The 26,914-nt window shown below is 40.9% G+C and carries 32 protein-coding genes and 1 pseudogene; 19 read left to right on the top strand and 14 right to left on the bottom strand.

The features are described from left to right. Positions 1 to 11: 11 nt before the first annotated feature. Entirely contained in the window at positions 12 to 1,829 is a 1,818-nt protein-coding gene (lepA, locus tag V6E90_RS03170; protein WP_005189899.1) for a translation elongation factor 4, read from the bottom strand. A 164-nt stretch (positions 1,830 to 1,993) separates the two neighbouring features. Here lepA and V6E90_RS03165 point away from each other — a divergent pair. Next, a pseudogene (locus V6E90_RS03165) lies at positions 1,994 to 2,062 on the top strand (SOS response-associated peptidase); the annotation flags it as partial. Position 2,063: 1 nt separating this feature from the next. On the opposite strand, the gene V6E90_RS03160 reads toward V6E90_RS03165, so the two are convergent. From V6E90_RS03160 to V6E90_RS03145, 4 genes are all read right to left on the bottom strand, one after another. Beyond that, the gene (locus tag V6E90_RS03160) at positions 2,064 to 2,504 is read right to left on the bottom strand and encodes a hypothetical protein (protein WP_332604489.1); all 441 of its coding nucleotides are present in this window, start codon (positions 2,502 to 2,504) and stop codon (positions 2,064 to 2,066) included. 360 nt (positions 2,505 to 2,864) lie between these two features. Continuing rightward, complete coding sequence (locus V6E90_RS03155) at positions 2,865 to 3,395, bottom strand: GNAT family N-acetyltransferase (RefSeq protein WP_016660281.1); 531 nt, start codon at positions 3,393 to 3,395, stop codon at positions 2,865 to 2,867. A gap of 37 nt (positions 3,396 to 3,432) precedes the next feature. Next, the gene (locus V6E90_RS03150) at positions 3,433 to 3,885 is read right to left on the bottom strand and encodes an acyl-CoA thioesterase (RefSeq protein ID WP_016540916.1); all 453 of its coding nucleotides are present in this window, start codon (positions 3,883 to 3,885) and stop codon (positions 3,433 to 3,435) included. A gap of 130 nt (positions 3,886 to 4,015) precedes the next feature. Then, a complete protein-coding gene (locus V6E90_RS03145) occupies positions 4,016 to 5,392 on the bottom strand; it encodes a Do family serine endopeptidase (protein ID WP_016540915.1) in 1,377 nt (458 codons plus the stop codon). Between the two features lie 372 nt (positions 5,393 to 5,764). Between V6E90_RS03145 and nadB the strand changes: the two genes are divergently transcribed. Continuing rightward, positions 5,765 to 7,402, top strand: coding sequence for an L-aspartate oxidase (gene nadB / locus V6E90_RS03140; protein ID WP_171068278.1), 1,638 nt, complete (start codon positions 5,765 to 5,767; stop codon positions 7,400 to 7,402). Positions 7,403 to 7,450: 48 nt separating this feature from the next. Here the strand turns inward: nadB and V6E90_RS03135 are convergent, their stop codons facing one another. The 4 genes from V6E90_RS03135 to pabC are packed head-to-tail and all read right to left on the bottom strand — an operon-like array spanning position 7,451 to position 10,232. Further along, positions 7,451 to 7,729 (bottom strand): DUF7660 family protein, encoded by a 279-nt coding sequence (locus V6E90_RS03135; protein ID WP_004878522.1) that lies wholly within the window; start codon positions 7,727 to 7,729, stop codon positions 7,451 to 7,453. A gap of 10 nt (positions 7,730 to 7,739) precedes the next feature. Continuing rightward, a complete protein-coding gene (gene tmk, locus V6E90_RS03130; protein ID WP_023270298.1) occupies positions 7,740 to 8,339 on the bottom strand; it encodes a dTMP kinase in 600 nt (199 codons plus the stop codon). Further along, positions 8,339 to 9,418: an endolytic transglycosylase MltG gene (gene mltG, locus V6E90_RS03125; protein ID WP_332604488.1), complete on the bottom strand. Its 1,080-nt coding sequence runs from the start codon at positions 9,416 to 9,418 to the stop codon at positions 8,339 to 8,341. Before mltG ends, tmk begins: the two co-directional genes overlap by 1 nt. Position 9,419: 1 nt before the next feature. After that, the gene (gene pabC, locus V6E90_RS03120; protein ID WP_065342704.1) at positions 9,420 to 10,232 is read right to left on the bottom strand and encodes an aminodeoxychorismate lyase; all 813 of its coding nucleotides are present in this window, start codon (positions 10,230 to 10,232) and stop codon (positions 9,420 to 9,422) included. A gap of 246 nt (positions 10,233 to 10,478) precedes the next feature. Between pabC and V6E90_RS03115 the strand changes: the two genes are divergently transcribed. The 6 genes from V6E90_RS03115 to V6E90_RS03090 all read left to right on the top strand — a co-directional run bounded on the left by V6E90_RS03115 (position 10,479) and on the right by V6E90_RS03090 (position 15,971). Next, the gene (locus V6E90_RS03115) at positions 10,479 to 11,486 is read left to right on the top strand and encodes a sulfate ABC transporter substrate-binding protein (protein ID WP_016540910.1); all 1,008 of its coding nucleotides are present in this window, start codon (positions 10,479 to 10,481) and stop codon (positions 11,484 to 11,486) included. Positions 11,487 to 11,517: 31 nt separating this feature from the next. Continuing rightward, positions 11,518 to 12,120 carry an RBBP9/YdeN family alpha/beta hydrolase gene (locus V6E90_RS03110; RefSeq protein WP_332604487.1) on the top strand — a complete coding sequence of 201 codons (603 nt, stop codon included), beginning with the start codon at positions 11,518 to 11,520 and terminating at the stop codon, positions 12,118 to 12,120. Positions 12,121 to 12,197: 77 nt separating this feature from the next. Beyond that, positions 12,198 to 13,031 (top strand): sulfate ABC transporter permease subunit CysT, encoded by an 834-nt coding sequence (gene cysT, locus V6E90_RS03105; RefSeq protein ID WP_005274145.1) that lies wholly within the window; start codon positions 12,198 to 12,200, stop codon positions 13,029 to 13,031. Then, on the top strand, positions 13,028 to 13,912 hold the full coding sequence (gene cysW / locus V6E90_RS03100) for a sulfate ABC transporter permease subunit CysW (protein ID WP_016540907.1): 885 nt from the start codon (positions 13,028 to 13,030) through the stop codon (positions 13,910 to 13,912). Before cysT ends, cysW begins: the two co-directional genes overlap by 4 nt. An 11-nt stretch (positions 13,913 to 13,923) precedes the next feature. Next, a complete protein-coding gene (locus V6E90_RS03095) occupies positions 13,924 to 14,994 on the top strand; it encodes a sulfate/molybdate ABC transporter ATP-binding protein (protein ID WP_005189934.1) in 1,071 nt (356 codons plus the stop codon). 53 nt (positions 14,995 to 15,047) lie between these two features. After that, positions 15,048 to 15,971 (top strand): CysB family HTH-type transcriptional regulator, encoded by a 924-nt coding sequence (locus tag V6E90_RS03090; protein WP_016540905.1) that lies wholly within the window; start codon positions 15,048 to 15,050, stop codon positions 15,969 to 15,971. Between the two features lie 103 nt (positions 15,972 to 16,074). Here V6E90_RS03090 and carO read toward each other — a convergent pair whose 3' ends face one another. After that, positions 16,075 to 16,830, bottom strand: coding sequence for an ornithine uptake porin CarO type 5 (gene carO, locus V6E90_RS03085; protein ID WP_332604486.1), 756 nt, complete (start codon positions 16,828 to 16,830; stop codon positions 16,075 to 16,077). 413 nt (positions 16,831 to 17,243) lie between these two features. Here carO and dapD point away from each other — a divergent pair, with 413 nt between their 5' ends. From dapD to V6E90_RS03045, 8 genes are all read left to right on the top strand, one after another. Beyond that, a complete protein-coding gene (gene dapD / locus V6E90_RS03080; RefSeq protein ID WP_005195842.1) occupies positions 17,244 to 18,065 on the top strand; it encodes a 2,3,4,5-tetrahydropyridine-2,6-dicarboxylate N-succinyltransferase in 822 nt (273 codons plus the stop codon). 119 nt (positions 18,066 to 18,184) lie between these two features. After that, positions 18,185 to 18,895 carry a 7-carboxy-7-deazaguanine synthase QueE gene (gene queE / locus V6E90_RS03075; protein ID WP_332604484.1) on the top strand — a complete coding sequence of 237 codons (711 nt, stop codon included), beginning with the start codon at positions 18,185 to 18,187 and terminating at the stop codon, positions 18,893 to 18,895. A 74-nt stretch (positions 18,896 to 18,969) separates the two neighbouring features. After that, positions 18,970 to 19,638 (top strand): 7-cyano-7-deazaguanine synthase QueC, encoded by a 669-nt coding sequence (gene queC / locus V6E90_RS03070; protein ID WP_212749791.1) that lies wholly within the window; start codon positions 18,970 to 18,972, stop codon positions 19,636 to 19,638. 31 nt (positions 19,639 to 19,669) lie between these two features. Next, entirely contained in the window at positions 19,670 to 20,095 is a 426-nt protein-coding gene (locus V6E90_RS03065) for a hypothetical protein (protein WP_016540902.1), read from the top strand. A 94-nt stretch (positions 20,096 to 20,189) separates the two neighbouring features. Beyond that, entirely contained in the window at positions 20,190 to 20,876 is a 687-nt protein-coding gene (locus tag V6E90_RS03060; protein WP_065342386.1) for a diphthine--ammonia ligase, read from the top strand. Positions 20,877 to 20,895: 19 nt separating this feature from the next. Beyond that, the gene (locus tag V6E90_RS03055) at positions 20,896 to 21,357 is read left to right on the top strand and encodes a peroxiredoxin (RefSeq protein ID WP_016540900.1); all 462 of its coding nucleotides are present in this window, start codon (positions 20,896 to 20,898) and stop codon (positions 21,355 to 21,357) included. Between the two features lie 109 nt (positions 21,358 to 21,466). Continuing rightward, a complete protein-coding gene (locus tag V6E90_RS03050; RefSeq protein ID WP_332604482.1) occupies positions 21,467 to 22,036 on the top strand; it encodes a CAP domain-containing protein in 570 nt (189 codons plus the stop codon). Positions 22,037 to 22,047: 11 nt separating this feature from the next. Continuing rightward, on the top strand, positions 22,048 to 22,410 hold the full coding sequence (locus V6E90_RS03045; RefSeq protein WP_065342388.1) for a glyoxalase superfamily protein: 363 nt from the start codon (positions 22,048 to 22,050) through the stop codon (positions 22,408 to 22,410). A 13-nt stretch (positions 22,411 to 22,423) separates the two neighbouring features. Here V6E90_RS03045 and V6E90_RS03040 read toward each other — a convergent pair whose 3' ends face one another. Continuing rightward, a complete protein-coding gene (locus V6E90_RS03040; RefSeq protein ID WP_332605062.1) occupies positions 22,424 to 22,996 on the bottom strand; it encodes a nicotinate-nicotinamide nucleotide adenylyltransferase in 573 nt (190 codons plus the stop codon). 107 nt (positions 22,997 to 23,103) lie between these two features. On the opposite strand from V6E90_RS03040, the gene V6E90_RS03035 reads away from it, so the two are divergent. Next, positions 23,104 to 23,904: an enoyl-CoA hydratase-related protein gene (locus tag V6E90_RS03035; RefSeq protein ID WP_332604481.1), complete on the top strand. Its 801-nt coding sequence runs from the start codon at positions 23,104 to 23,106 to the stop codon at positions 23,902 to 23,904. 134 nt (positions 23,905 to 24,038) lie between these two features. Continuing rightward, complete coding sequence (locus V6E90_RS03030; RefSeq protein WP_332604480.1) at positions 24,039 to 25,184, top strand: glycerate kinase; 1,146 nt, start codon at positions 24,039 to 24,041, stop codon at positions 25,182 to 25,184. A gap of 3 nt (positions 25,185 to 25,187) precedes the next feature. Here the strand turns inward: V6E90_RS03030 and V6E90_RS03025 are convergent, their stop codons facing one another. Beyond that, the gene (locus V6E90_RS03025) at positions 25,188 to 25,502 is read right to left on the bottom strand and encodes a hypothetical protein (protein WP_023270309.1); all 315 of its coding nucleotides are present in this window, start codon (positions 25,500 to 25,502) and stop codon (positions 25,188 to 25,190) included. A gap of 62 nt (positions 25,503 to 25,564) precedes the next feature. Next, entirely contained in the window at positions 25,565 to 25,696 is a 132-nt protein-coding gene (locus V6E90_RS03020; RefSeq protein ID WP_332604479.1) for a KGW motif small protein, read from the bottom strand. 160 nt (positions 25,697 to 25,856) lie between these two features. Here V6E90_RS03020 and V6E90_RS03015 point away from each other — a divergent pair, with 160 nt between their 5' ends. After that, the gene (locus V6E90_RS03015) at positions 25,857 to 26,450 is read left to right on the top strand and encodes a DUF3885 domain-containing protein (RefSeq protein WP_332604478.1); all 594 of its coding nucleotides are present in this window, start codon (positions 25,857 to 25,859) and stop codon (positions 26,448 to 26,450) included. Here V6E90_RS03015 and V6E90_RS03010 read toward each other — a convergent pair. After that, positions 26,445 to 26,855 carry an NUDIX hydrolase gene (locus tag V6E90_RS03010; protein WP_332604477.1) on the bottom strand — a complete coding sequence of 137 codons (411 nt, stop codon included), beginning with the start codon at positions 26,853 to 26,855 and terminating at the stop codon, positions 26,445 to 26,447. The two genes, V6E90_RS03015 and V6E90_RS03010, sit on opposite strands and share 6 nt — an antisense overlap. Positions 26,856 to 26,914 lie beyond the last annotated feature (59 nt).

The raw sequence follows: 26,914 nt of genomic DNA, 5'->3' as shown, positions 1-26,914 counted from the left end.
CTCATCTTTCTTTATCGATCAACTTTTAATACAGCTAAGAACGCTTCTTGCGGAATCTCGACACTTCCCACTTGCTTCATACGTTTCTTACCTTCTTTTTGTTTCGAAAGAAGTTTCTTCTTACGCGAAACGTCACCACCATAACATTTAGCCAATACATTCTTACGCATTGCTTTTACAGTAGAACGGGCAATGATTTGCGCACCAATCGCCGCCTGAATCGCAACATCATACATTTGACGTGGAATCAGATCTTTCATTTTTTCAACCAATGCAATACCACGATGGCGAGCATCTTGACGGTGACAGATCATTGCCAAGGCATCAACCTTTTCGCTATTAATTAAAACATCAACCTTAACCAGAGCTGAACTCTCGAAACGGACGAAGTTGTAATCCAGTGAAGCAAAACCACGTGAACATGATTTTAATTTATCAAAGAAATCCATGACCACTTCAGCCATAGGAATTTCAAAAGTAATTGAGACTTGGTTACCTAAAAACTTCATGTCTTTTTGAATACCGCGACGCTCGATACACAAGGTCATCACATTACCCAAGTATTCTTGTGGCACAAGAATATGACATTCTGCAATCGGTTCGCGTAGATCTTCAACGGTCGAACCATCTGGCATTTTCGACGGGCTGTCGATATAAATGATGTCGCCTTTCTTGGTTAGCGCCTCATAAATTACCGTCGGTGCAGAGCTGATCAGATCAAGATCGTATTCACGTTCTAAACGCTCTTGAACGATTTCCATGTGTAGCATACCCAAGAAGCCACAACGGAAACCAAAACCTAGTGCATCCGAACTTTCAGGTTCAAAGAATAAAGCAGAGTCATTGATCTGCAATTTTTGTAATGCTTCACGGAAGGGTTCAAAGTCACTTGAATCAATCGGGAACAGACCCGCATAAACCTGTGGTTTAACCTTTTTAAAACCCGGTAAAGTCGCAACATCTGGTGTGTTAGACAGTGTAATGGTATCCCCGACTGGCGCACCAAAAATATCTTTAATTCCGGCAATCACAAAACCAACTTCACCCGCTTCAAGGATGTCAGTTTCGGTATGCTTCGGATTAAACACCCCCACTGAAGTCACTGGATGGGTTTGGCCTGTTGATTTCACCAGCATCTTGTCGCCCTTGCGGATACGACCTTGTTTAATACGAACAAGCGATACAACACCAAGATAGTTATCGAACCACGAGTCGATAATCAGTGCTTGCAAAGGTGCATCACGGTCACCTTCAGGCGCAGGAATGACGTCCACCAAACGCTCTAAAACCCCTTCAACCCCTAAACCGGTTTTCGCTGAACAGGTCGGTGCATCTGTCGCTTCAATCCCGATAATTTCTTCAATTTCGTGAATCACGCGCTCAGGCTCAGCTTGAGGTAAATCAATCTTGTTTAAGATTGGCAGAACTTCTAAGCCTTGCTCAATGGCGGTATAACAGTTAGCTACTGACTGTGCTTCTACACCTTGTGCAGCATCAACCACCAACAATGCACCTTCACACGCCGCCAAAGAACGAGAAACCTCATAAGAGAAGTCCACGTGTCCTGGGGTGTCAATGAAGTTTAATTGATATTCTTGACCATTTGGATGCGTGTAATACAACGTTACCGATGCAGCTTTAATGGTAATCCCACGCTCACGCTCAAGCTCCATAGAGTCTAATACTTGAGCTTGCATCTCACGATCTTGTAAACCGCCACACATTTGAATGAAACGGTCAGCCAAAGTCGACTTACCATGGTCAATATGAGCAATAATCGAGAAATTGCGTATATTTTTGATATCTACGGATTTTTTAGCTTGCGCCATGGGTTACCTTAATAATATGTACACAACAATGTACTCAATTAAAAAATTGCTTATTGCTGTGGAAAAAAATGTACGAAAAGTTCGGCACAGTATAAGCACAACAATATTAAAAATATAGTGCTAATAGCATGTGTAGTCTTTAGTGTATTGCTAGGGAGAACAACATGTGTGCTAACTATAAACCAATAGCCAGAAGCCGCGCTCAACTATTAAATTTATATGAGCCGACATTTCTTAATCGCTTAACGCATCTTGTTGAATACATAGTTTGAAGAAGATACCTGTGTAGATAGCAAACGAAAGGCACCACAAGATGAGATAAATATTATGATCAAACTTAACTGTATTCATAATGAGTTGGTTTAAAGGGTTGCTATCGGTCATGAGTGCACAGAGAAACAAAAATACATAAGTAAAAAAACCAATTCTCAGAACATATATAACATTCTTCACAAAGTACATTATGGCGCCAAGCATAATGCTTATGATGCCGAAGAACCACAAGAGTACACTTTCATCCTCATTGGAACCTTCCATCTCCCTCAAGTAAACAAATTCACCACCATACGGCACATAGGTGACAAAACCTTTTGTAAGCGATTCAAAACAAATAGCAAAAATGCCTGAAAAAACGAGAACAAGCGCCAAGTAATGTTTTAATGTTAAATTTTTCATAGCCCTGAGTAGCCCTCTCTGGGTGTCCAATATTTATCTAATATACGCGGCGCGGCAGTACAAGCCGCACAACCATCTGATTTAGAGTAATAATTCCTCATAAAGCTTGTCTGATTGATTCTTGCCAATTTCTTGATCGGTTATAGACTTGTTTAGGGTTTTCCAAATTTGTCTTATCTTCAGACGAGTCCAAAAATGAATCCAGGTTACTCTCCCCCGAGGTATGCAAATAGCTGCACTCTCAATCAAAAGAAACTCATCCGCCTCATTCAAGTCATCAAATAGCGAACCATCTGAAGCGGATATAGGCAACCGTATAGATGTTTATATTGCATAGCATTAGGCCCCAATAGCGCAATATCAAAATAACGACAATCTAAACTGTAAGAAGATCTGCCCCATTTCCACTACAGGTTGAATTTGATGAAATTCTAATTTCTGTAAAAGTCGCTGTGATTTAAGGTTTTGCTGCATGACTTGTGCATCTACATAGCGAATTTTCTGGTCAAACAACAACTCGGTTCGAATCAAATTTAGCATCGCTGTAATCGCCTCAAGCATATAACCATTCCCCCAATAATCCGGATGCAGGTCATAACCGATAATCGCACGATGATCACCCTCCTCCTCAAGAATACGATTAACACCGCAACCACCTATCATTTGACCTGTCTTTAAACGTATCGCATAACGAAAACCAGAGGCTGAATGATAACGATGATGCATTCGATGAATCAGTGCTTCCGCCTGTTCAATCTCAGAAAAAGCATCTAAATCATAAAATTCGAGCACCTGAGCATTTGAAAATATCTCGAGAACGAATGCAGCATCTTCTAAATCTAGACTATTTAAAATCAAACGCTCGGTTTCTAGTCTCTTTAAGGGCTGCATCACATCCACTCTTCATCTCGCCTAAACTTAATCTTATCTATTCAAAATAGGTCACATTGAAATCCATTGGATCTAAGTCTACAGCAATCGGTTGATAAGCTTGAGTAAAGCTTGGTGACATCCGTTTTGGACGACCAGTCTCAATTTCAATACATGCCCATTTGGTATTGCCAACAAATAAAATGCTCTGATCTTTAGGGCGATAAAAAGCATACTGGCGGAATGAATAGAGTGCATTAATATCATCCAACCATGTCCGTAAAATGACGTCCTCACCTTCCAGTGCCGCCTTACGGTATTGCACATGATGTTCAACAGCCACCATGGCATGTTTCAGTTCTAGATATTGAGCCAGACCTAAGCCCAATGCCTCGATATGCGCTGAAGCAACATCTTGCATCCACTGGATGTACATGACGTTATTCACATGACCCAATACATCTATATGCTTAGGCTCAACTTGTATTTTTAAATCAAAAATCGTACTCATAATTTTGCGTATTTCATCACGACTAACATTTCACTCGCTACCCTAGTCTAAACACAACTGGATTTCAAAATAAAAACCACCCTAATTCTAGAGTGGTTTTTATTTAAGCAGGATTTAAAAAATTTAAATCTTAAGGCAAACGTAATCCAAGAATTGCACGCTGACCTTGACGAATAATCGTTACACGCGCAACACTATTTTTTGGCAAGGCAGACACTGTTTTTGCAAATTGTTGGCTATTGGTAATCGCTGTGCCATTCACTTGTACAATCACATCACCCGCAACCAGATTTGATAAAGACGCAGTACCGCCACGCTTCACATCTTGAATCAAGATACCACCACGCACATCTAAACGCGCTTGCTCAGGTGCCGTTAGATCACGGATACTCATGCCTAAACCACTGGTTGGGTTATTTTTCTCTGCATCAGCAGCGGTGTCATCTGGTGCGGTACCCAATGTTGCAGAAATTGTACGTGTTTTATCATCACGTAGAATTTCCAGCTGAACGGTTTGATTCGGCGCGATACGATTTAGTGAATAAAGCAGATCGCTGGTACGTGAAATTGATGCACCATTGGCCTTCAAAATCACATCACCTGATTTTAAGCCTGCTTTTTCAGCTGGAGACTTCGGTGCGACTTGAGTAATCAACGAACCTTCTGGTTTCGGCAACTTATAAGCTTCTGCCAAGTTACGATCAATATCTTGCATCATAATACCAAGATAAGAACGCGTTACTTTACCCGTGGTCTTCAATTGTTGTACGACATCCATCGCCACATCAATTGGGATCGAGAATGATAAGCCCATATACCCCCCAGTACCACTGAATATACGTGAGTTCACCCCGACCACCTCACCACGCTGGTTAAACAATGGACCACCTGAGTTACCTGGGTTTAAAGCCGCATCTGTTTGAATAAACGGAACAGACGTCTCGCCACTCATATTCCGTGATTTCGCACTGACAATCCCTGCCGACGCTGAATAGTCAAAACCAAATGGTGAACCAATCGCCAAGACAGGCTCACCCACTCGAAGTTGATCGACATTACCCACTTTTAACTCTGGGAAATTATTGCCATTCACTTTCAGCAAGGCAATATCGGTACGCTCATCACTTCCAACGAGCGTGGCATCCAGTTCTCGACGATCATTCAGGATAATACTGATACGAGAAGCATTTTCAACCACATGACGGTTCGTGAGCAAGTAGCCATCTTTCCCGATAAAGAAGGCACTACCATAGCCAGTTTTTTCCTGTGGCCCCTGCTGTTGAGGGATGATCACCTGATTACCAAAAAAACGACGTAAAATTTCAGGGACTTGTTGTTGTAATAACTCTTCCTGAGTCATTTTCTTGACAACATTGACACTCACAACAGCAGGGCTGACCTGCTCAACCAGATTTGAAAAATCTACTGGCGATGCAGCATTGACTTGAGATGCTGCTATCGTAAATACCGCAGCATACATTCCTTGTTGTAAATAGCGACTTTTCATGAAGCAAGAACCTACATACTGATGATTAAAATAAAATTCTGGTCTATGTTTTTAGCATAACCCCACCATTCTTTTCGTAAAAATATGTTTATATTTTCAATGCATACAACGATCTAGAATGATGAAATATGAATAAATTATGGAGAGATTCAGCATAATCCATCCGATAGAAATGGTTTTATCTTGGAGAGCTTAACGATAGATTAAAACAATGTACTGAAACGTAATCATTTTCTCATTCATACAGATTAGGCAAAAAATAATCGGCAAATAATTCGCATTCGCTAAAAATTCACTCAATTCTAGGCAGATTAGCCCTTGCCTTTTTGATAAAAAAGCGGTGTCATTAGCGAACGTTTAAAACTGAAGCAGATTGACATGCCTGATTTAAAAACAATTCACCATTTTGATGTGATTATTGTGGGCAGTGGCGGTGCAGGTTTAAGTCTTGCACTCTCTTTACCAAGTCATTACAACATTGCAATTTTAGCCAAGGCAGCGCTGACAGAAGCCAGTACCTTCTATGCGCAAGGCGGTGTTGCTGCAGTATTAGACGAAACAGATTCTATTCAACAACATATTAATGACACTATGATTGCAGGCGGTCATCTTTGTGAATTAGATGCTGTTAAACATACTGTCGAAGGTGGCAAACCTTCAGTTGACTTCCTACTCAAGCAAGGCGTGCAATTTACGCTAGATGATGATGAGCAACTACACCTGACCCGTGAAGGTGGTCACTCACAACGTCGTATCATTCACTCTGCCGATGCAACAGGCAAAGCCATTTCAACCACCTTGGTTGAACGTGCGAAAGAACGACAAAATATTACGATTTTTGAAAATTATATTGCGATAGATCTGATCACCTTACACAAGCTTGGACATCAAGACCAAGCCAATCGATCAATCGGTCTTTATGCTTTAGATGAAACCAACGAGCAGGTTCATACCTTTTTAGCACCTTTCACTGCACTTGCCTGCGGTGGTGCAATGAAAGCTTATCTCTACACATCTAATCCTGATATTGCGACAGGTGATGGAATTGCCATGGCCTATCGGGCAGGTTGTCGTGTCGCCAATATGGAATTTAACCAATTCCATCCAACTTGTTTATATCATCCAAAAGCGCGTTCTTTCTTAATTACTGAAGCAATGCGTGGTGAAGGTGCTTATTTACGTTTACCGGATGGCGAACGTTTTATGCTGCGTTTTGATGAACGTGCTGAACTTGCACCACGTGACATTGTGGCACGTACCATCGACCATGAAATCAAACGTTTAGGAATTCGTCATGTCTGGTTAGACATCACCCATAAGTCACCTGAATTTATTACCGAACACTTCCCGACCCTATATGCACGTTTGCTTGAGCTTGGCATTGATATCACCAAAGATATGATCCCAGTTGTACCTGCAGCGCATTACACCTGTGGCGGTGTGGTGGTGGATGAACATAGCCAAACCGATTTAGATGGTTTATATGCCATTGGTGAGACCTCTTATACAGGCCTACACGGCGCTAACCGTATGGCGAGTAATTCATTACTTGAATGTTTCGTTTATGGCATGAGTGCAGCAGAAGATATCGAACAGAAATTTGATGCTGAGTTTCAATTCCCAGATGTTCCAACATGGGATGAAACACAAGTCACCGATGCCGATGAAGATGTCGTCATCTTACAAAACTGGGATGAGCTACGTTCTACCATGTGGAACTATGTCGGTATTGTACGTACCACCAAACGTTTGCAACGTGCCTTACACCGTATTGAAATGCTGAAACGTGAAATTACTGAGTATTATCAAGATTATCGTGTCAGCAAAAACTTGATTGAATTACGTAACCTAGTTCTGGTTTCGGAAATGATTGTACGTTGCGCAATGGAACGTAAGGAATCACGTGGTTTGCATTACACGCTGGATTATCCAGAACTCTCAAATGAGATTCGCAAGACGGTTTTAACTCCACCAAACTTTAAAGTAGAACAGCCTTTGGTGAATGAGTGATGAAATTAAGGCTAAAGATTCTTCCTTCTATATCTTTAGCCTCCAAAATTATTCATAAATTCGAGCAGCCATAAGCATTTCTGCAAAGGTTTTCCAATCAGGTTGAGCTAAACGGTCAACCTGATCTGTATTTTTATAATATCCGTCCATATCTTCAGTCCATGAAGCTAAAGCATCAAGAAAATCAGCCAGATTGATATTCTCCCAACCATTGGGATCATCTATAAGATTCTGACGTAATTTTTGAATAAAAATCGCGAGTTCAATATGACTCGATATCGCATCAATTGCCTTATCTAAATGATAGCTATCATGATCTTTATTCATAAGGACTGGCCTATTTTAAATATTGCAAAGCATCTTCAAACACAACATCCGCATTCTGTGTCGCATCCAATCGCTTCATCCGTTCAGGCTCTGCTTGCCATAAAGTCTCATAACCAGCACGAACTTTAGCAAAGAAACTTAATTTCTCTTGCTCAAAACGATCCAAGGCACCACGCTCTCGCGCACGGGTCATGCCCAACTCAATTGGTGCATCCAACCAAAAAGTAATATTCGGCATTTTCGCGACAAAAGTTTGATTTAACAGTTGCAACTTTTCCTGACTTAAACCGCGTCCAGAACATTGATATGCAAAGCTGGCATCGGTAAAACGATCGCTCAGTACAATTTTCCCAGCCGCTAATGCGGGTAAAATCACTTGCTGTAAATGCTGTGCACGTGCTGCATAAATCAATAACAGCTCGGTATCATGACTCATTTGCTCCTCATGATTCACCGCCAACAACAGTGAGCGAATCTGCTCAGCCAATGGTGTTCCACCCGGTTCACGGGTCAACACGACTTCTTTACCCTGCTGTTCAAAGTACTGATGAATTTTACGAATCAGCGTAGTCTTACCAACACCTTCCGTACCTTCAAAACTAATAAACATTATTCGCCCTGCTTTTTCTTTGAACGTAGCACAGTTAGATATTCTTGCACTGCACGATTATGGTCTTCTAAAGACGCGGTAAATTTATGCCCACCATTGCCCGTGGCAACAAAATAGATATTTTTAGCATCATCTGGATGCATCGCTGCCTCAATCGCTTTTTTACTTGGTAAAGCAATTGGTGTTGGCGGTAAACCATTGATGGTATAGGTGTTATAGGCCGTTGGCGTGCGCAGGTCATTACGGGTGATATTACCTTTGTAATTCTCCCCCATACCATAAATCACGGTTGGATCCGTTTGTAAGCGCATCCCCATTTTCAAACGACGGACGAAGACACCTGAAACCTGTTCTAACTCACTATCTAAACTGGTTTCTTTTTCAATAATCGAAGCCATGATCAAGGCTTCATACTTATCTTTGTAAGGTAAATTCGGTGCTTTCTTGGCCCAAGCATCATCCAACGATTTCATTTGACGGCGGTACAAATCCGTTAAGATTTTTTTATCCGTTTCGCCTTTGGCAAAGAAATAAGTATCTGGCGCAAATAGACCTTCTGGGTGCGTATATGAAATATTTAATTGCTTTAATAATTCACTGTGGGGAAGATCAAGCAAAGTATTGGTGACATTCGGATCTTTTCTTAGACTCTGAATCAACTGTGAAAAAGTTGTTCCTTCAATCACCAGAATACGGTTCATCTGCGCATTATCTGCATCTGACAACATATCCATCACCTGACGAATACTCATGCCTTCTGTGATTTCATAGACACCCGCTTTCATGGTGTCATGAATCATGAACTTCTGATACAACTTTAAAACTATTGGAAAATTCACTTTATTTTCTTTGGCTAAACGGTCAATAAATCTTGAATAGGTATCGCCAGAAGAAATTACTAAAAGCTGTTTTTTACTGTCTACCGGATAATTTTTAAATAAACTCGACCATACAATGCCAAAGATCACCAAAACAAAAATAACAATGGCGATCAAAAAGGCTTTAAAAAAAGAAAATCTGGATTTCGGTTTAGCTTTTGGCTTTTTCTTACTTTTGCTGGAACTAGGCGGCTTTGGCATATTAATCAATCTGGCTAAGTTTTAAAGTTTCAAATAAATCAAGATAGGGTTGCTGCTCTAAGACCTGATCATTAAATCGAACAACCGCTTTCATTGGATGTAACGCATTGCAAAAAAATAAACTCTGGATATGGCCAATCTCATTCATATCGATACATCGCTGCTCACATTCAATCTGATATTGCTGCATTCTCGACAAGATTTTGGCTCTCATCACACCGTGGACGCCATTATAGCGAAGTTCAGGCGTAATCCACCGATCATTTATACGAATAAAACAATTACTGCTCACGCCTTCAACAATATAGCCTTGTACATCACTAACGAGTGCTTCTAGCCAACCACGCTGATCAGCTTCTTGTTTCAACAAGACCTGTTCTAATCTATTTAGGGTTTTTAAGCCTACTAAATGAGGCATATTCAAACCCAAAGCATGATTTAACATGCCACTTTCAATCCATTCAGGCTGAAAAGCCTGTGTCACTCTTGGGTAATACCACAGGTACACATCAGCCGCATGTAAAGGCAGACTATAGCCCCGATCTCCTTCACCACGGCTAATCACCACTTTTAAAGTGCCATTAAGACTGGAATATTGCTGCTGTAAATGCACAAGCGACTTTTCAATAAAAGATAGATCAGCATCCAGTTGCAAGGACTGGCAAGCCAGTTTTAAACGTGCAAAGTGCAGTTCTTTTAATTCAAAAATTCCGTGAAAAATACGTGCTGTGGTAAAGCAACCATCACCATAATGGAACGCTCGATCTAATAAAGGGATGGAATCAATTAATTGTCCATTTTTATAACACTGCATCATTCAAATACCTTCCACTTTATAAATCAGCACTAAAACAATAAGCGATTGATTTAAAACAATTATAGCAATTACAGTCCAAAATTTAAAATCACTTGTATATCAACAATTCAGCAAAGCTTATCTATTTTATCTATTTCTATTTTTTTCATAACAAATTCGATTTTAATTATTTTTTTTGCAAAAAAACTGGCGTTATGCTGCCTACATATTCCAAACAGTGATTTAGTTTTTAAGGGGTTTTCCATGCGTTTTTCTCAAGTTAAAGTCGGCGTCATTGCCGCATTACTCTCAGTTTCTTCATTTGCGGCACAAGAATTTTTAAATGTTTCTTATGACCCAACGCGTGAACTGTATACAGATTTCAATAAACAATTTGGTGCGTTCTGGAAACAACGTACTGGTCAGGACATCGACTTTAAACAATCACACGGTGGCTCAGGTAAACAAGCCCGTGCCGTAATTGATGGCTTAAATGCAGATGTCGTTACACTTGCACTTGCAGCAGATATTGATGAGATTGCTGAAAATGCCAAATTACTGCCAGCGGACTGGCAAAAAAAATTACCGAACAACTCTACGCCATATACCTCAACAATTGTATTTCTTGTTCGTAAAGGCAACCCAAAACAAATTAAAGATTGGGGTGATCTGGTTAAGCCAGGTGTAGAAATCATTACACCAAATCCAAAAACATCGGGTGGTGCACGTTGGAACTACTTAGGTGCTTGGGCATGGGCGAAACATCAAAAAGGGGGTAACGACACCAAAGCTCAAGAGTTTGTGCGTCAAATTTATAAACAAACCAAAGTACTGGATTCAGGCGCACGTGGTGCAACCACAACCTTTGCTGAACGCGGTATCGGTGATGTATTGCTGGCTTGGGAAAATGAAGCTTATCTTGCCGTACGCGAGCAACCAGGCAAATTCGAAATCGTCACCCCTTCTCTATCAATTCTCGCAGAACCACCAGTGGCTGTCGTAGAAAAGAATGCTGAGAAAAAAGGCAATTTACAAATCGCTCGTGGTTACTTGAACTACTTGTATTCACCAGCAGGCCAAGAGATTGCTGCACGCAACTTCTACCGCCCGCGTAATGCCGCAGTATTAAAGAAATACAGCAATGTGTTTAAACCACTGAAATTGGTGACAATTGACCAAGAATTTGGTGGCTGGACCAAAGTACAAAAAACTCACTTTGATAATGGCGGTGTGTTTGACCAAATCGTCAAGCTCAACAACTCAGCGAAATAATTTACTCAACGGGTAAATAGGGAGAGCGGACATGATTCATACCGTAATTGTTCCAGGTGTAGGTGGTAGCGAAGCGCAGCATTGGCAATCTTGGTTACAACAGCAACTCGTGTCTAGCTCTCGCGTTCAACAGCAACATTGGGATCGTCCTGTGCTCAGTGAATGGGTTGCTCAATTTGTTAAAACTGTAGCAGCCTCTCCAGCACCTGTTCAAATCGTGGCACATAGTTTTGGCTGCTTAACCAGTGTAGCAGCACTGGCTGAACACCCAGAACTCAGAGCAAAAGTTAAAAATCTGGTTTTGGTTGCACCTGCCAACCCTGCACGTTTTGGTGAAGCAGGCTTTGCGCGCCATAGCCTAACTGACTATAAACAGTATTTTCAGCAGCTCAAAATCGAAGTACCGACCACATTATTAATTAGTGAAAATGACCCTTGGTTAGGTTATGTCGATGCCTTGCAATTGGCTCAAGCATGGAAATTAACACCGATTAATTTAGGTGCTGTTGGCCATATCAATGTCGCATCTGGATTTGGTCCCTTCCCTGAGATCCTGACCTATTTGCTCCCTGAAAAAAAGATGCAGCCTATCGTCCGAATGAGTCAGGCAAATTTTAATTTGAAATTTGCCTAACCCCAGCTCCCCATATTCTTAGTATTCGCATTATTTATTTGCTTGCTTTAGCAAACATTTCTCTTTGAGGAAATATCATGTCGCAGCGTTCCCGAGTGCTGCCTGGGTTTGGTCTCTCATTAGGCTTCACCCTCGCTTACGTGTCTTTGATTGTGCTTATTCCTTTATCTGCTGTCTTTATCAAATCTTTTGGGATTGGATGGGATGGCTTATGGGAAATCTTAACCTCCGAACGTATTTTAAAGTCCTTACAGCTTAGCTTCAGTGCAGCATTGATTGCAGCTTTAGTGAACGTTATTTTTGGTTTGTTACTGGCTTGGTGTCTTGTCCGTTATAACTTCCCAGGCAAACGTATTGTCGATGCTTTAGTTGACTTGCCATTTGCCCTACCAACGGCTGTTGCAGGTATTGCATTAACGTCGTTATATGCCCCAACAGGCTGGATTGGACAATACCTTTCCCCGCTTGGGATCGAAGTTGCTTATACCCCAATTGGGATCACACTTGCTTTAATCTTTATTGGTCTACCCTTCGTGGTTCGTACCGTACAGCCTGTACTCAGTGATATTGAAACCGAATTGGAAGAAGCTGCTTCTGCCTTGGGAGCCAATCGCTGGCAGACCATTACCAAAATTATTTTACCAATTTTATTCCCTGCATTACTGACTGGGTTTGCTTTGGCTTTTGCCCGAGGTGTTGGTGAATATGGTTCAGTCATTTTTATTGCAGGCAACCAGCCTTATAAAACTGAAATCGCGCCACTGATGATCATTTCGCGTTTAGAAGAATATGATTATGCTGGTGCAACCACCATCGCAGTGGTCATGCTCGTCCTCTCTTTCGGTATCTTATTTTTAATTAACTTAGTACAAGCGTGGGCGAGCCGTCGCACAGGGAGGGTTGCACAATGAGTTTAAATACCAATGGCAATGCTTTAGCACTCAAACTACAAACCAGAGATGCAACCCGTGAACCAACTTGGGTACGCTATACCTTGATTGGTATTGCACTGATCTTTTTCCTGAGTTGCTTAATTCTCCCACTGATTTTGGTTTTTGTTGAAGCATTTAAACAAGGTCTGACCGTTTATATTAACGCTTTAACTGATTCAGATACCTTATCAGCAGTCAAACTAACCTTACTCACAGCAGCCATTGCTGTACCCATTAATGTCGTGTTTGGTGTTGCTGCAGCATGGGCGGTTGCAAAATTCCAGTTCCGTGGAAAAGCCATCTTAACCACCATTATTGATATGCCTTTCTCGGTATCACCTGTCATTGCGGGTTTAATGTTGGTGCTAATTTTTGGTACACAAGGCTGGATGGGCAGTTGGTTAATGGACCATGACATCAAAATCTTATATGCCATCCCTGCAATTGTTTTAGCCACCATTTTCATTACTGTTCCATTCGTTGCTCGTGAACTCATTCCGTTAATGGAAGCCCAAGGCACAGAGGAAGAAGAAGCAGCGATTGTATTGGGTGCCTCAGGTTGGCAAACCTTCTGGAAAGTGACACTACCCAATATCAAATGGGGTCTGATTTACGGTGTGATTCTGTGTAATGCCCGTGCGATGGGTGAGTTTGGTGCCGTTTCAGTGGTGTCGGGACATATCCGTGGCCAAACCAATACCTTACCGTTACATGTAGAGATTCTCTATAACGAATATACCTTTAGTGCTGCATTTGCTGTGTCCTCATTACTGGCATTTTTAGCGATCATCACTTTGATTTTGAAAACATGGCTGGAAATCCGCCAAGATCAAGCAAATGAACATCAACCGAATCACTAAGGAATGAACAGATGAGTATTCAAGTTAAAAATATTGAAAAACACTTTGGTGCATTCCATGCGCTCAAAAATATCTCTTTAGACTTTCCTGAAGGTGAATTGGTTGCCCTACTCGGTCCTTCAGGCTGTGGAAAAACAACCTTATTACGTATTATTGCAGGCTTAGAATCTGCAGATGGTGGTCAGGTTTTACTTGAAGGCGAAGATGCAACGGACATCCATGTACGTGAGCGTCAGGTTGGTTTTGTTTTCCAACATTATGCCCTATTCCGCCACATGACTGTTTTTGACAATATTGCCTTTGGTTTACGCGTTCGCCCACGTGCAACACGTCCTTCAGAAGCTGAAATCAAAAAGCGTGTGACTCGCTTGCTCGATTTGGTACAACTCGGCTTTTTGGCTGACCGTTACCCTGCCCAACTCTCCGGTGGTCAGCGCCAACGTATCGCATTGGCCCGTGCACTCGCAGTAGAACCACGTGTTTTACTCTTAGATGAACCATTTGGTGCACTTGATGCCAAAGTTCGTAAGGAATTACGCCGCTGGTTACGTACCTTACATGATGAGTTACATATCACCTCGATCTTTGTCACCCATGATCAAGAAGAAGCGCTAGAAGTTGCTGACCAGATTATCGTGATGAACAAAGGTGATGTTGAACAAATTGGCTCACCACGAGAAGTGTACGAAAAACCTGCAACACCGTTTGTTTTTGATTTCCTTGGTCAAGCAAATCGTTTTGAAGGCGAGCATACTGGCGGTATTATCCGTATCGGCGATGATCGTATTCAGCTACCAACGTTATTAGATGCCCCGCAAGGGAAAGTGATTGCATTTGCACGACCAAATGAATTACATATTCATACCCAACCTCAAGCCAACACCATTGAGGCAACCTTCTTACGTGAAGTATGGATTGCAGGTCGAGTTGTGGCGGAGTTACAAGATCGTAGTGGACGTACTATCGAAATTTTATTAAGTGTAGAAGAGGCGAACTTACATCAATTCAAACCAAATCAAACCGTTTGGATCAGTGCGGCTCAACTTCATTTATTCGCAGATCAAACAACGCAAGTTGCTTAAAATAATATTGATGGGGTAAAACACGCCCCATCCTCTTATGAGGAAAAACTTTTATGAACTTCCAACAACTCAGAATTATTCGGGAAACTGTTCGCCAAAACTTTAATTTAACTGAAGCATCTGCGGCTCTTTATACCTCCCAATCTGGTGTAAGTAAGCATATTAAAGATTTAGAAGATGAATTAGGTGTACAGCTCTTTGTACGCAAAGGAAAACGCTTATTGGGTTTGACTGAACCAGGTCAATCTCTACTTAGCATTGTAGAACGGATGTTGGTTGATGCAGACAATATTAAACGTCTAGCCGATGATTTCAATAAAGTGGATGAAGGTACATTGACCATTGCAACCACGCATACTCAGGCACGTTATGTTCTGCCACCGATTGTGAATCAATTTAAAAAACTATTTCCAAAAGTACATTTGGTATTACAACAAGCCAGCCCTGTAGAAATTGCAGAAATGTTGTTACAAGGCGAAGCAGATATTGGGATTGCAACGGAATCTTTAACCACAGAAGAAAACTTGGCCAGCGTGCCTTATTATGAATGGCATCACAGTATTATTACGCCGAAAGATCACCCATTGGCAAAGCTCGATAAAATCAGCCTAGATGTCTTGGCAGAATATCCTCTGATTACCTATCATGGTGGTTTCACTGGACGTTCAAAAATTGACAAGGCTTTTGAAGACGCGCAATTACATGCTGATATCGTCATGTCAGCACTCGATGCCGACGTAATTAAAACCTATGTTGAACTGAACATGGGCGTCGGAATTGTCAACGATGTCGCTTATGATGCTGAACGTGATTATCGTCTACAACAGATCAAAACCGATATATTTGGCGTAAATACCACTTGGATCGCGGTCCGCAAAGGCCATCTACTCCGAGGTTATGGTTATGAATTTATTTCGCTCTGCTCACCAGAAACAGATATTAAAGCACTCAAAAAAGTGGCTTATCCAGAAGAGTAAACACCAAGAAAAATAAAAGGCTCTAAATGAGCCTTTTATTTTGTCTATTCGCAGGCATAAAAAAACGAGCATGGCGCTCGTTTTTTTATGCTGAATGCATGGATTAGAACTTGAAGCTCACACCCACTTTTGCAACTGGCATCCACTCATATCTGCTTTTGTTTTCAATATTGCGTTGTTCTTTATCAACAGCGCTTTCTAAAGTATTACCATTACTACCGATGATTTGGTCATCGCCAGAAGTTTTTAAGTTAACAGTTGGGTTACCTGTATAATAAGCACCAACTTCACCAAATAAACCGATATTTTTATACACAGGGGCATTTAAACCAAAACCTACGTAAGGTGCGATATCATTATCATAATTCATCGTACCATCAATTTGTGCACTCTGAGCATTGGTTGTTGTAAAGCGCTCACCATTAACCTTAACCAAACTGTTGCCACCGACACGTTTTTTCAAATCGTAGCTATTGTCAAGATAACCAACACCTGCTGCTACATAAAGAGAACGAACAAATGTATTTTGGTTAGTACCCCATGGATAAATTTCAGCATTTAAATATGCTGTTTTATTATCCATATCCATATCGTATTTCGTGCCATCAATTTTTAAATCATCTGACCAAGAAATATCACCACCATTGTAACCAAGGCTTAAGCTCACGTATGGATTGACTTTATATGAAATTGCACCACCGTAGCCTGTCGTACCGACTTCAGCACGAACTGAAACTGGATCTAAGTATGAAGGGAATGCATAAACTGATTCCTTCACCACTTGCTCATCTGCTGCAAATGCAGTACCTGCAATCGCTGTTAATGCACCTGCAGCTAACATAACACGCAAAGCTTTCATTGAAGTCTCCTCACAAAACGCTTTTATTTAAATAAATATATAATTGTTGCTTGTGAAATAAGCATAAAAGAATGATCGCTAACTTTTTATACAGAAACTGATTACTTTTTGTTATTTTTTGATACAAATTCAAAGGAATTATGTATTTTAAAATTATAGATAAAAAACAACAATCTCCGTTTTTATGACATTTTTATTGCTTAATTTTAAAACAATATATTGTAACTTCATTTTTCAAAGATTCTGAGGGACTGCTGCCACTTTCTCTAGGGTTGCGATAATGGAGATTTTTTAGACGATACAAGGCATGGCTTGTGAAATTTAGACTTATAACGCAACCTATTTATAAAATGGCAACAGACCCTACAAAATTAGTGTAAAATCTTCAAAATTTTTTTGGAAGAAGGAAGATCATGTCTCAGCTTTCTACGATCATTGAGCAAGCATTTGAAGACCGTGCCAACTATAGTGCAGCGGATTGCCCAACAGAAATCCGTCAAGCAGTAGAAGAAGCCTTGACAGGTTTAGATAACGGTACCCTCCGTGTTGCTGAAAAAATTGATGGTGAGTGGGTTGTTCACCAGTGGTTAAAAAAAGCGGTTTTACTTTCATTTAAACTTAATGACAACACACCAATTGAAGCGTGTGATCTTCGTTTCTATGACAAAGTAGCAACTAAATACTCAGGTTGGACTGAAGAACAGTTCAAGGCTGCAGGTGTACGTGTCGTACCGCCTGCTGTTGCTCGCCGTGGTAGTTTCCAAGCTAAAAATGTGGTGTTGATGCCTTCTTATGTCAATATCGGCGCTTATGTCGATGAAGGCACAATGGTTGATACATGGGCTACTGTCGGTTCATGTGCTCAAATCGGTAAAAATGTTCACTTGTCTGGTGGTGTGGGTATCGGTGGTGTTTTAGAGCCATTACAAGCCAACCCAACCATTATTGAAGACAACTGCTTTATCGGTGCACGTTCTGAAATCGTTGAAGGCGTGATTGTTGAAGAAGGTTCTGTCATTTCAATGGGCGTGTTCATTGGTCAATCAACCAAGATCTTTGATCGTGAGACTGGTGAAGTTCACTACGGTCGCGTACCGGCAGGTTCTGTGGTTGTAGCGGGTAGCCTTCCATCTAAGTGCGGTACTTACAGCCTTTATGCTGCAATCATCGTGAAAAAAGTAGATGCGAAAACTCGTGCTAAAACCAGCTTGAATGATTTATTACGCGCTGACTAATTTGTAATATTTATTGTGGAACTTGATCGTTCCCCATCTCTACGATCAGTCATGGTCGTAGAGATTTTGTTTTTTATGTAGCATGCTGCTTGTGTAGCACCTGTTTGTGGTAACTTTTTATGGCTTCCTTACGTTCTTCTGCAATTCCTGTCTCTGATCCTGCGGCTGGTTTACGCATCACGGAGATTTTTTACTCTTTGCAAGGCGAAGCGAATACCTTTGGTCTACCAACGGTTTTTATTCGTTTAACAGGTTGCCCTTTACGTTGTAGTTATTGTGATACCACCTACTCTTTTGAAGGCGGTGAGCGTTTATCACTTGAACACATTATTGAAACTGCAAGCCAACATAAAACCCCCTATATTTGTGTCACTGGCGGCGAGCCGCTTGCTCAGCCCAACTGCCTGATTTTACTACAGCGCCTGTGTGATCTCGGGTTTGAAGTTTCCTTGGAAACGAGTGGTGCCTTGGATGTTTCTAAAGTCGACCCACGTGTTTCTAAAGTACTAGATTTAAAAACACCGACTTCTAAAGAAGATCACCGAAATCTATATAGTAATCTTGACTATTTAACACCGCATGATCAGATTAAATTTGTGATCTGTAATCGTGAGGATTATGAGTGGTCAAGACAACAACTCGAACAATTTCAGTTGCAAAATAAAGTGAGTACCGTATGGTTCTCACCTGCTTTTGCAGTTGAAAAAGGTGCTGTTGGCTTGCCAGCATTAGCGCGCGATTTAGCGCAGTGGATTTTGGATGACCACCTCCCTGTTCGCTTCCAGCTACAGTTACATAAACTGTTATGGAATGATGAATCTGGTCGTTAAAAAGCTCACAAAGACCGTTCTGCAACATCAAATAGCTTTTCAAATTTATTTTAGGTTGAATCATGGAAAATAATATGCGTTCTCGTGCCATCGTATTATTGTCTGGTGGCTTAGACTCAACAACGTGTCTTGCCTGGGCACAAGCAAACTATGAATGTATTGCTTTAAGTTTTATGTACGGTCAACGTTCAACAACTGAACTTGATGCGGCCAAGGCACTTGCACAACGTGCAGGCGTAGAACACCGCATCATTAATATTGATTTGGGTAACTTAGGTGGTTCTGCACTTACAGATCATAACATTGAAGTTCCAGAACAATTACAAGAAGGCATTCCTGTAACTTATGTTCCAGCACGTAACACAATTTTCTTGTCTTATGCCCTCGCAGCAGCCGAAGTTTTTGACGCCGCTGCCATCGTGATTGGAATCAATGCTGTTGATTATTCAGGGTATCCAGACTGTCGCCCTGAATTTATTGACGCTTTTGCCAATTTGGCTCGTCTGGCAACAAAAGCAGGTGTTGAAGGAAAACCCCTTAAAATTGAAACACCTTTGTTACATTTATCCAAAGCGAATATTATACGCTTAGGCATCGAACATGGCGTAGACTATAGTCAAACGGTATCCTGCTATCAGGCAGATGCTCAAGGACGTGCATGTGGCAAATGCGACAGTTGTCGTTTACGTCAACAAGGTTTTATCGAAGCAGGTATTGCGGATCCTACGCGCTACGCTGAATAACCGATATTAGGGTAAAAATTAGGTACATTATATGAAGTTTTCTAAATCAAATCTTATTCTTTCTACAATGATGTCAGCTGCTGCATTATTTGCAACGGCAACTCACGCAGCTGATAATCCATTACAAACTGCGTATAAAAGTACCAATGTAAAAGCAGCATTGGTCAATGTATGTAAAGACCAAACTGCAAAAGGCGGTAAATTAACAGCAGCAGAAGTGAGCAAATTCTGTGGATGTCAAATTGATGCACAAGGTAAAGTAACCGAAGCTCAGAAATGGGAAATCCAAAGCGCAATCAATGCGAAGAAAAGCCCAAGTTCTTTAGCTTTTGTACAACAGCAAAATAAAGACCTACAATCTTGTCTTGGCGCACCACTTGTGAGCAAGTTAGAAAAACTCACTGAAGAAGCAATGAAAGCTGCTCAGCAACAGCAGCAACAAGCGCCAAAAAAATAAGCTTGAATTGCTCAAAACAAAGCCTGCATTCATGCGGGCTTTTTTATTGGGTTTTGCTAAAATCTCTTTTATCTAGAATCGGTTGAATCACACCATGCAAGACCAATGGAAAACCAATGCTAATCAAAGGCAATCAGTTGTCTCTTTTAGTGGTGGCAAAGACAGTTCCCTCGCCTTATACCATGCCATGCAAACTGGTACTGTGATCGGCTTGATTATGATGCTGGAAGAACAAGGACAACGTTCTCGGTCACACGCGATGCCACTGGATATTATCCGCGCCCAAGCAGATGCGATTGGTTTACCTGTGTATATGACATCATCGAGTTGGGCTGATTATGAAGCAAAGTTTATCGCGCTACTCAATCAAGCCAAACAACACGGTGCTGAAGTACTGGTAACAGGTGATCTGGATATGCCTGAGCATGGCTGTTGGCATGATCAGGTGACTCAACAAGTGGGATTAAAATTGGGCATGCCGCTGTGGTTGCGCCCACATAAAGAAGTGGTAGAAGAGTTTATCAATCTTGGTTTTCGCAGTGTGATCGTCACTGTCAATCTCAAACTTGGTATGAAAATTGAAGATTTAGGTAGAATCCTTACCCTAGACTACATCCAAGAATTAGAAAATCGTGGTGTTGATCCATGTGGTGAAGGTGGTGAATTTCATACCACAGTCATTGATGGGCCAATTTTTAACAAAGCTATTCCTGTACGCCAAGGCGATATTGTTTATCATGAGGAATATGCTTTTTTGCCACTTGAGCTTGAACAACATTAATTTTATCGAAGGATGAACAATGTCTGAGAATATTCAATTACCGAATCATGTTTTCCCAACCACACAAGGGGAAATCAATCTCGCTGAACTCAACAGTGAATGGTTGGTACTTTATTTTTATCCAAAGGATTCAACCCCTGGCTGTACCACTCAGGCAGTTGGCTTTTCTTGCTTAAAAGACCAATTTGATGCTCTAAACTGCCAAATTATTGGCGTCTCACGCGACTCAGTCAAAGCACACCAGAACTTCACTGAAAAACAAGCACTGACGATTGATTTAATCAGCGATAAAGAAGAAGTGTTATGCAAACATTTCGATGTGATCAAAGAAAAGAATATGTATGGCAAACAAGTGATGGGCATCGAACGCTCAACTTTTATTTTCCATAACCAGCAATTGGTCAAAAGCTATCGCAAAGTCAAAGCGGCAGGACATGCAGAACAAGTGCTTGAAGACCTCAAAGCATTACAAACCGCATAATCATGTTGAGTAACAAAAAAGCGGGTTAAAGACTCGCTTTTTTTATTGAAGCAAATTCCGCTTGGCGTATGATAAATAGATTAAAAGAATTAAATTAAAGACATTTAAAATGGCTCATCTCAATGCTTTTTTTCCACTAGCCTTATTATTCTTTCTGGCAGCATGTAACTCCAATGCACCTACGACTTCTCAGGATTCTGCTCCCTTAGTCGCCCAAATTCAAAAATCAGCGACCGAAATACGCTGCCAAGACCTACAAAACCCGGCTTATCAACAAGTGCTGCTTGATGCAATTAATGAAATTCGGCAACATCCACGTCAATGTGGTGGACAGTATTTTCCCGCAGTTGCACCACTCAGATGGAACAATCATTTATATCAAAGTGCCTTAGCTCATGCCGAAGATATGGCGCAGTACAGTGTGCTCGGACATGTCAGTAGCACAGGTCAAGATTTTAGAACCCGTCTAAAACAAACACCTTTTAAAGGTCGAGGCGGCGGTGAAAACGTAGCGCGTGGACAAAAAAATTTAAATGATGTGACGGCCACATGGCTTGCCAGTCCTGTGCATTGTCATAATTTAATGCATCCCAAATTTACAGACTACGCGCTAGCATGTACAGTCGATGCTTCAACCAAACAAAAGAGTTATTGGACTCAACAGTTTGGTGTTCTCTAAGAGGAAGAAGCATGCAATCTGGATCAATTACCCCTATTTTTCGTATTTTTGATGTCGAACTGGCTCAAGCATTTTATATTGAGTATTTGGGCTTCCAATTGGACTGGCAACATACTTTTGGGGATAACTTCCCTGTTTATCTACAGATTTCCAAAGGCGATTGTATTATCCATCTATCCGAGCATTTCGGTGATGCCAGTCCGCATAGTGCCATTCGAATTTACTGGGAAAATCTGACACTGCTACAGGCTGAGATTGATACAAAAGACTATAAATTTGCCAAACCTCAAGTAGAGAAAACCGATTGGGAAACTTTAGAACTCAGTATCACAGATCCATTTTCCAATCGAATTATCTTTTGGGAAGATGCTTAACCTTCCCTCAGTATCAAGACTCATCAATATTGGTGCGATCATTGTCCTTAAATTTTTGTTGTAGTTTCAGATACATCGCTGATTTTTGAAATTCACTCAAAAACTGGATTGTCCCCTCAGGAAAAAATTCAGTTTGAATCTCTCCACGATAATAAGCCTCACGCATTGGCGTTGCTGAAATTGAATCTTTCAAACTATCCAGTTCCACCATCTGCCACTCAGGAAATAAGCGCAAATAATACGAAGACTCATCCTTGAAATGACCGATTAAACCAACTTTTGCATTTGGCTGAATGACGCCATTGACCAAATCTTTGACTTGTTTAACCCATTTTTCATCGTTATAGACATCGACGACATGCACAAAATGAATTCGCTGTTGATCTTGTTCAGAAAAGTTCGACAAAATCATCTGTTCACGTTCAGAAGCTAAAAATGGATTTTTGATATTCCGTTCAGATTGAGCCGAGCCCAAAGCCAAGATCACGTTTTTACTTTTTTCTAATGCAATTTCAATGGTTTGCATATGTGCCAAATGAAAAGGCTGAAAACGTCCAATAAAAACAAGATAGTCAAATGTGTACATAGGCTTAATTTCACTTTTTGTGAACTCATCAGTTGTGTCATTCAGATAAATATGCGACATAATGAGGGCACTTAAAAATCAATCTGGATTAAAGCAAGGATAGTACGATGACACTTAGCTGTATTCAACAACCTCATCAACATTTGCAAGCAAATTTAGAAGATGGCGTACTCACCTTAGCCATTAACCGTTCAGAAGCAAAAAATGCACTCTATGGCGAACTTTACCTTTGGATCGCAAAAGCTCTAGATGAAGCCGATGCAAACAAAGACGTTCGTGTGGTCATTTTCCGTGGTGCAGAACAAGACTTTACTGCGGGTAATGACATGAAAGACTTTATGGGTTTTATTCAAAAACCACATGAAGGCAAAGCGGGTGATCAGCCTCCTTTTGTATTGTTAAAAGCTGCTGCGCATTTTTCTAAGCCACTCATTATTGCAGTCAAAGGCGTCGCCATCGGTATCGGCGTGACGATTTTATTACATGCAGACATGGTATTTGCAGACAATACTGCCCTGTTCCAGATTCCATTTGTTAGCCTCGGCCTATCTCCAGAAGGCGCAGCAAGTCGTTTATTGGTGAAGCAGGCAGGCTATCAAAAAGCCGCTGAATTGCTCTTCACAGCGAAAAAATTTGATGCAGCAACTGCGGTTAAAGCCAATCTAGTCAATGATGTGGTTGAAGATGTCTACGCCACTGCGCAACAAACAGCGCAACATTTAGCAGCGTTACCATTGGCTTCGATCAAACAAACTAAAGCTCTGATGAAACAAGACTTGGCTGAAATCATCGCATGTGTTGATGATGAAGCTGAAATCTTTATGCAACGTGTACGTTCTCCTGAAATGATGGAAGCAGTGCAAGCCTTTATGCAAAAACGTAAACCTGATTTTTCTCAGTTTAATTGATGCAATAATCGTTGATTAAACCAAGCCACTGAGTTGATACAATTCAGTGGCTTTTTTCTTTTTGGCACTCATCTAGCTATTTCACACCAGACAGACTAAGCTCAGGTCAGAACAAGATAAAGTTACAAACAATTATGAAAGTTGTGATTGCCCCAGATTCCTTTAAAGACAGCCTATCTGCACAGGAGATTGCTCAAGCAATTGCTTCAGGTTGGCAACAGGTCTTTCCTGATGCAGAAATCATTCAATGCCCCATGGCGGATGGTGGCGAAGGCTCTATCGAGGCTGTCTTAGAAGTTTGTTCAGGGGAATGGCGTGAGCAAATGGTACAAGGCCCTCTTGGTGAACCTGTACTGGCTAAATGGGGCTGGTTAGCCACAGAAAAAATTGCCATTATTGAAATGGCACAAGCCAGTGGTATACAGCTGGTGCAACCTGCTGATCGAGATGCATGTATCAGCAGTACTTTTGGTACAGGTGAACTGATCCTCGCTGCTTTGGATGCGGGTGCAAAGGAAATTGTACTGACTGTCGGCGGCAGCGCAACCAATGATGCAGGTACAGGCTTATTGACGGCATTAGGGGCAACATTTCTAGATGCAAAGCATAATCCCCTAGCCGCTGGCGGCATTGCACTGCAAAACTTAGCTAAAATCAATTTAGATCAGCTTGATCCACGCATTCAACAAACCCAATTTCGATTAGCCGCCGATGTGACCAATCCTTTATGTGGAACCAATGGCGCTTCTCATATTTTTGGGCCACAAAAAGGGGCTTCACCTCAACAAGTGTTAGAGTTAGATCAAGCCCTCTCCCATTTTGCCGATGTCACCACACAATTGCTTGGCGTCGATCAACGTCATGAAGCTGGTGCAGGAGCTGCTGGTGGACTTGGTTTTGCTGCTAGAACATTCTTAAAAACCGAGTTTCGATCTGGAGTCGAAGTCATTGCGGAATTAAATCAGCTCACTGCCAAAATCCAAAGTGCAGATTGGGTGATTACAGGTGAAGGCAAGTTTGATGAGCAGACCTTGAATGGTAAAACTCCATTCGGTGTCGCCAAAATAGCACAAGCCGCCAATATCCCTGTCATTGTGATTGCAGGAACACTTGGAGAGAATTACCAAGCACTTTACCCACATGGTGTTACTGCTGCCTTCTCTTTAACCTCAGGCCCAACCAGTCTAGAAGAAGCCTGTCAAAATGCGGCAGAGCTGATTCATGCACGGACAACAGATATCGCTCGGTTGATTCAAAGCAGTATGCTTAGAAAAGAATAAAGTTTATTGAATCTCTAAAATCTGAATAAACTCAAAAGCAGGTTCTTCATAGGGATGGCTTGCCTTTAAAGCTTTTGCCACAGCACTTGCCTTTTCTTCAGAGACAATGGTTTCAACGCGCCATTCTTCGAGCTGCTCTAATTCATCTAATTGCCCTAAAAAGGGATTCGCACCTTTTACGGGCTTAAACTGCCCAGTTCCTTTGACTTGCCACGCACAATGTTCGTAATTGCCAATACCACCCGCCCCAGCAGCAAAAATCGCTTGTTTAGTCGATTCCAAATGAGATTCTGGCACGTAATAAATTAGTTTTAGCATCACTTAAACAGCTCAAATCAAATAGATGAGACTCTCATCATAACGCGATAAAAGCTGAAGAATCAAAGTGAAATATTGATCGCTAGGTAACTCACGACAATAAATAGCACTTGAATCAGCACCGTTAGACCAAACCAAAACCAACCTTTGTCTTTGGTATATATTGTTCTTAAATAGTTTGTATTTTTCATCATCAGACTTCTCGTATTTTGTTCATTGTTGAAATATAAGAAGCAAGAATTGATCCAACTCCGCAAAGCAATTTTTATATAAATGATTAGAACAAATGAGCCCAATTTATCTTTTTATCTAATTAATATAAAATAAATTTCTATAGAATATTTATAAATTAATATGACTCATTCATTTCAAACTCAATGGGATCGTTTTTATCCCAACAAACTTCCGATTTCTCACTATTTAATCCAAGATTTTCCTCAATTTTGGTTTAGGATTCATAGCCTACCGGAATCAAAAAGATATGCAGATACGACTGCCGAATATGAATTGTTATTAAATCGACATAATAAAATTATTACAGACTGCTTTGGGGATGATGCTTCTATATTCATTGTCTCAGGTCACTATTTTAGCCATTCCCGTAACAATAAAGCCTATGATCCAGCCTTTATACTCCCCTACAAATTTCATTTAGAGCAAGAAATAAACTTAAAGCTACTCAATCCTGAAGATTATGATGATGACGAAGAAGATTCTTTTTTTAGGCCATGTACTGTAGAAGTGACTTGGCAAGAAAATCAACACAATGATTTATTGAAAAAGATTGCTGATGATGAGCTGAGGGCTTTTATGATTTCTTTCGAGCAAAATATAATTGTTGCACCTTATGATGGTGGTATTGATTTTATTATCTTTGATGAAGTGAAAAGAAATGATTTAAGAAATAAATATCAAGATTGGCTTTCACCCAGAGCAGATGGATTATGACAACAATAAGGAGTTTCTTAAAAAACCTAAGGCTTCTCTAAAGATTTCATGCCAATGATCATCTGGTTGTTGATCTAAAGGATACCAAAAGAATTTGAAATCTAACCCACCGCCATCCTGACAATGATGGCACCACGTTTCAGCCAATTCGCAAGTCACTTCACATAAATAGAAATACCAGTTTTGCTGATTAACATTCAGTATGAGATCACCGATAAACTTGGGATTAGGCTGAGCAATCAAGCCTGATTCTTCAAATAACTCACGGATCGCAGCCTGTTCATATTGCTCATCATGTTCAATAGTACCCTTGACCAATTGAGTCCCAGCAAGCGGATGATGAAAAGCCAATATTTCTCGGCCTTGATTTGAATGTCTTAAAATTACAGGGACAACTTTTTTCATAGCACTGCACTTTTAGTCGCTCGAAGTTATATAAATAAAACTTTTAATTTCAAACCAAT

The organism is Acinetobacter sp. ESBL14, assembly GCF_036668815.1.
Taxonomy (GTDB): Bacteria; Pseudomonadota; Gammaproteobacteria; order Pseudomonadales; family Moraxellaceae; genus Acinetobacter; species Acinetobacter gyllenbergii.
This window is presented reverse-complemented; position numbering and strand designations above follow the sequence as displayed.